General features: G+C 44.0%; 3 protein-coding genes. 1 reads left to right on the forward strand and 2 read right to left on the reverse strand.

Annotation, left to right across the window (positions count from 1 at the left end):
* Positions 1-409: 409 nt before the first annotated feature.
* Positions 410-1,678: a hypothetical protein gene (locus J6U00_RS08770; RefSeq protein WP_296581083.1), complete on the forward strand. Its 1,269-nt coding sequence runs from the start codon at positions 410-412 to the stop codon at positions 1,676-1,678.
* 46 nt (positions 1,679-1,724) lie between these two features.
* Here J6U00_RS08770 and J6U00_RS08775 read toward each other — a convergent pair whose 3' ends face one another.
* Both J6U00_RS08775 and J6U00_RS08780 read right to left on the reverse strand, forming a co-directional pair.
* On the reverse strand, positions 1,725-2,774 hold the full coding sequence (locus tag J6U00_RS08775; RefSeq protein ID WP_296581085.1) for a hypothetical protein: 1,050 nt from the start codon (positions 2,772-2,774) through the stop codon (positions 1,725-1,727).
* A complete protein-coding gene (locus J6U00_RS08780) occupies positions 2,761-3,321 on the reverse strand; it encodes an RNA polymerase sigma factor (protein WP_296581087.1) in 561 nt (186 codons plus the stop codon). Before J6U00_RS08780 ends, J6U00_RS08775 begins: the two co-directional genes overlap by 14 nt.
* Positions 3,322-3,590 lie beyond the last annotated feature (269 nt).

The raw sequence follows: 3,590 nt of genomic DNA on the forward strand, positions 1-3,590 counted from the left end.
CCGGCTTTTCGGAAAGGGCACGGTGACAGACACTCTCCCTCTCGGCGGCGATACCGTCGTTACAATAGAGTTTGACAATGGAACTACACGAAAGCTCTGTGCCGATATCTCCGGGCTTGAAAAAGATGATCCGGACAATTCTCCCGACAATACATGATATAGTTTGCCAGGTGCAAAGCCGCAGGAAAATTCAACTTTCCATGCGGCTTTCTTTATGACAAAGAACAGATATTGTCCGACTTGCCCAAAAAGATTCGTAAGCTCAGGACTGTCGCAGAACGTTCACGAATATATCATAGAAGTGAAGAAAAATGAAAAATTAACGAAAATCGCAATAAGTGTAATGACAAATATAAAATAATGTGTTATAATTCTTATGGTAAATAAATACTCTTACGGAGGTAATATCATGAAAAAGCTCACTGCTTTACTTTGTATAGCTGCTCTGCTCTGCGGCTGCGCAGACAAGAACGGCGGAAAATCAGATAATACCACAGCTCAGACAACAACCGTTGCAACGGACGATGGTGTATCGACTACAGGTCCTACAGAGCCTGCTCCCACAGACCCAGTGCTCGACAGTGATCCCTCAGAAATCATAGTTCTCGGCGACACCACAGATATGACAACTGTCGCAAACGTTGACTGGGCTAAAATATACCGCTCAGAGCTGGAGGATTTCAAGAAGTCAGACAAGTACGACGAAACCGCTCGTTTTACCATATATGATGTAAATGACGATCTGGTACCGGAGCTTATCATATCCTACGGAAGTCTTGGCAACAAGACTTATCTCATAAAAACCCTGAGCGAAGGCTACTATACAGAATTTGATCCCATCACCGAATGTGATATGCTCAATTATGTAATGGATAGGAGTCTCCTTACCACTACAAGATACCACGACGATATACAGGTAATGAATATACAGCTGTACCGCCTTAAGGGCAAGGCTCTTGCGAATGTTGGCTCATTCCAGCGCTCCAGCTTAGCCGTTAAGGAGGATGGAAACTTCGTTACCGAGGAGACCTTCACCGCTGAGTACAATCATTTCATCTCCGGATTTATCAAGGATATGGGTGAGGATTTCAGCTTCGACAGTGATGTTATCAATGCATCTCTCGGCGGATGTGAAAAATGGCAGGATGCTTATGCGGCTGTCCTCAATGACTACCTGAAAAACAAGAAGAAGAACGACGATAACCACTTCTCACTTCTGGATATAAACGGAGACGATATCCCCGAGCTCTTCATTTCGGGCGCTTATCACTATGCTCCTTACGTTCAGGTATTCTCATGGAACGGCTGTCCCGTACCTGTCGGACAGTTTGGTAACTCCGACGGTACTATCGGATATGACGACAAGGCAAATGAACTCTATTCAAAGGTAGACAGTCCGAGCTATACCGCAGAAAGCATATATACATTCAACGAGAATTACAAGTTCTCTGAGGTTTTCAGCTACGGCAATACTGAAAACAGCAAACAGCAGGATGAAAACGCTGAGATATCCTATTCTGTCAACAATGAAAGGACAGATAAGTCCTCCTATGAAAAGGCTGTTAAGGAACGCGTTAACGATTCTCTCTACATCCTCGGCATGGACAACGACCTCACTGAGGAAACTATCAAAGCCTTCCTTGAAGGCAATTATGCTAAGGCTTCTAAGAGTAAGTAATATACAGTATAAAAGGACTTCCGCACTGGAAGTCCTTTTTTGTTTATCAATAGCCATCATACAGTCTTAGAAAAAATGCGTAATTTTCTGTTGTTGGAAAATTCCTTATTTGCTCATAAGTCAGATTCAGGGTCAGGTAATAATAATCTTCTTCCGACTGTGTCGGCTCCGATTCGACTGTAACATTGTAACCCAGACTACTGAGGCGTTCTGCTTCTGCCTGCAATTTTTCACGTTCAAAGATCTGATGATTATCACTAAATATATCGCCTTTTAATAGGTAATCTGCGCTTCCGGCATAAGACTCCATTGCGTAATAAAGTCCCATCGAAAGCCCGCATTCCCCGTTTGGCGGCACAGAATAACTTGCCCCTACAGTTAGTGGATATGACGTGATAAGCGAAGGAGTTTCCTGGGGTGCTTCATTTGTCCTTTTCAGATATACCTGTCCGCCGTTGCCGAGCTTCACAATCACTATATCCGTACTTTCCTTTACAGTGTAAAACTCAGCACTCGTGCCGTAGCTTTTGTAAAAGCCTTCGTAATCATTGCCGCTGCCAATGTATCTGTCTGCTGTGTAATCCACGCCGTCAGGGAAGGTCTGCATATAGTACTCCCCGTTTATGACTGCGTCCCCCAATCTGTCACCGGACACGGAATTACTTAGTGAAACACTTTGTTCCGATGTCTCTGTCTGAGCTGCAGTTGTTTTTTGATCTTCTCCCTTTGACCTCGATTCAGTTGTATATGACTCCTGTTTATCATCGGTCTTTGTCAAAGTCTCTGTAGTCTGTATTTTCTGTTCCGCACTCGTTTCAGACGTGGTAACGGTATTTTCGGCACTGGTTTGATTAATGACGTTATATTCCGCAGAAGTGTCAGTTGTCGTAATATCGCTGACAGAAGTCGCGAAGTTTTCCTTTGAAGGAGCTATTACTCCACCCTTCCATATAAATACGCCTACCGCCGCTGCCGCACATACAGCAGCAAGAGAGGCTATCGCTTTGACAGTTCTTATCCTGTGCCGCTTCGTTCCGGCTTCATATTCTTCTATGCGCCGGAATACATCCTTTGCCATATCCTCATAGTTTTTCATAATCAAAGCCCTCCATTTCAAGCTGTGATCGCAGTGACCTTCGCGCACGGTACAGCAGTGATTCTATACTGCGAACACTTTTCTTCATGATCTTAGCGGCTTCTTTGTTACTGAGCTCCTCGAAGTATACGAGCCACAGTACCTGCTGATACTCAGGACTGAGCTTTCGCATTGCCCTGTGTAACAGTATCTGCTGTTCCTTCTTTATATATGCTGTCTCAACAGCTTCCTCATCGCTTACAAGCTCAGCCTCGTCTTCAAGAGAGGTCTCGTTATGTCTCGAGCGTTTCCTCAGATAGTCAATCGCAGCATTTCTCCCAATGGTATAAAGCCATGTCCTGAACGAGCCAGTCCCCTTGTCTTTCGGCTTTTTTGTACCGATTATAACAAAGGTATCTTCTGCTATCTCCTCAGCTGTCCGGATATTTCCGACCACGCTTGTGAGGTACAGTATCAGACCGTCCTTATAGTCCCTTATTATCTCGACTAATCCGCTTTGGTCACCATTGTCACGGAAACGGCGGTAGCTACTTGCACCGTTGTCCATTGACAAGCTCCTTTCCGAAAGCAGTCTTTTCACTTTCACTTATTACACGAACAAAACATGAAATACTACGCGTCATTTTGAAAAAACTGCCAGGCAATTATCAGTGATTCTTCCCCATTTCTTTTCAATTATTTCAAAAAGCCATAAAGGAGAGAAAAAGTTTTCTCATTTTCTCCTTTATGGCTTCCCATTTCGATAGTCAATGTATTAATATTCTAAACTTCCTTTATCGCCGCAGCTGCTCCGACCTTAAGTACTGTATCCACTAC

Origin of the sequence: Ruminococcus sp., assembly GCF_017650195.1 — a bacterium.
Taxonomy (GTDB): domain Bacteria; phylum Bacillota; class Clostridia; order Oscillospirales; family Ruminococcaceae; genus Ruminococcus.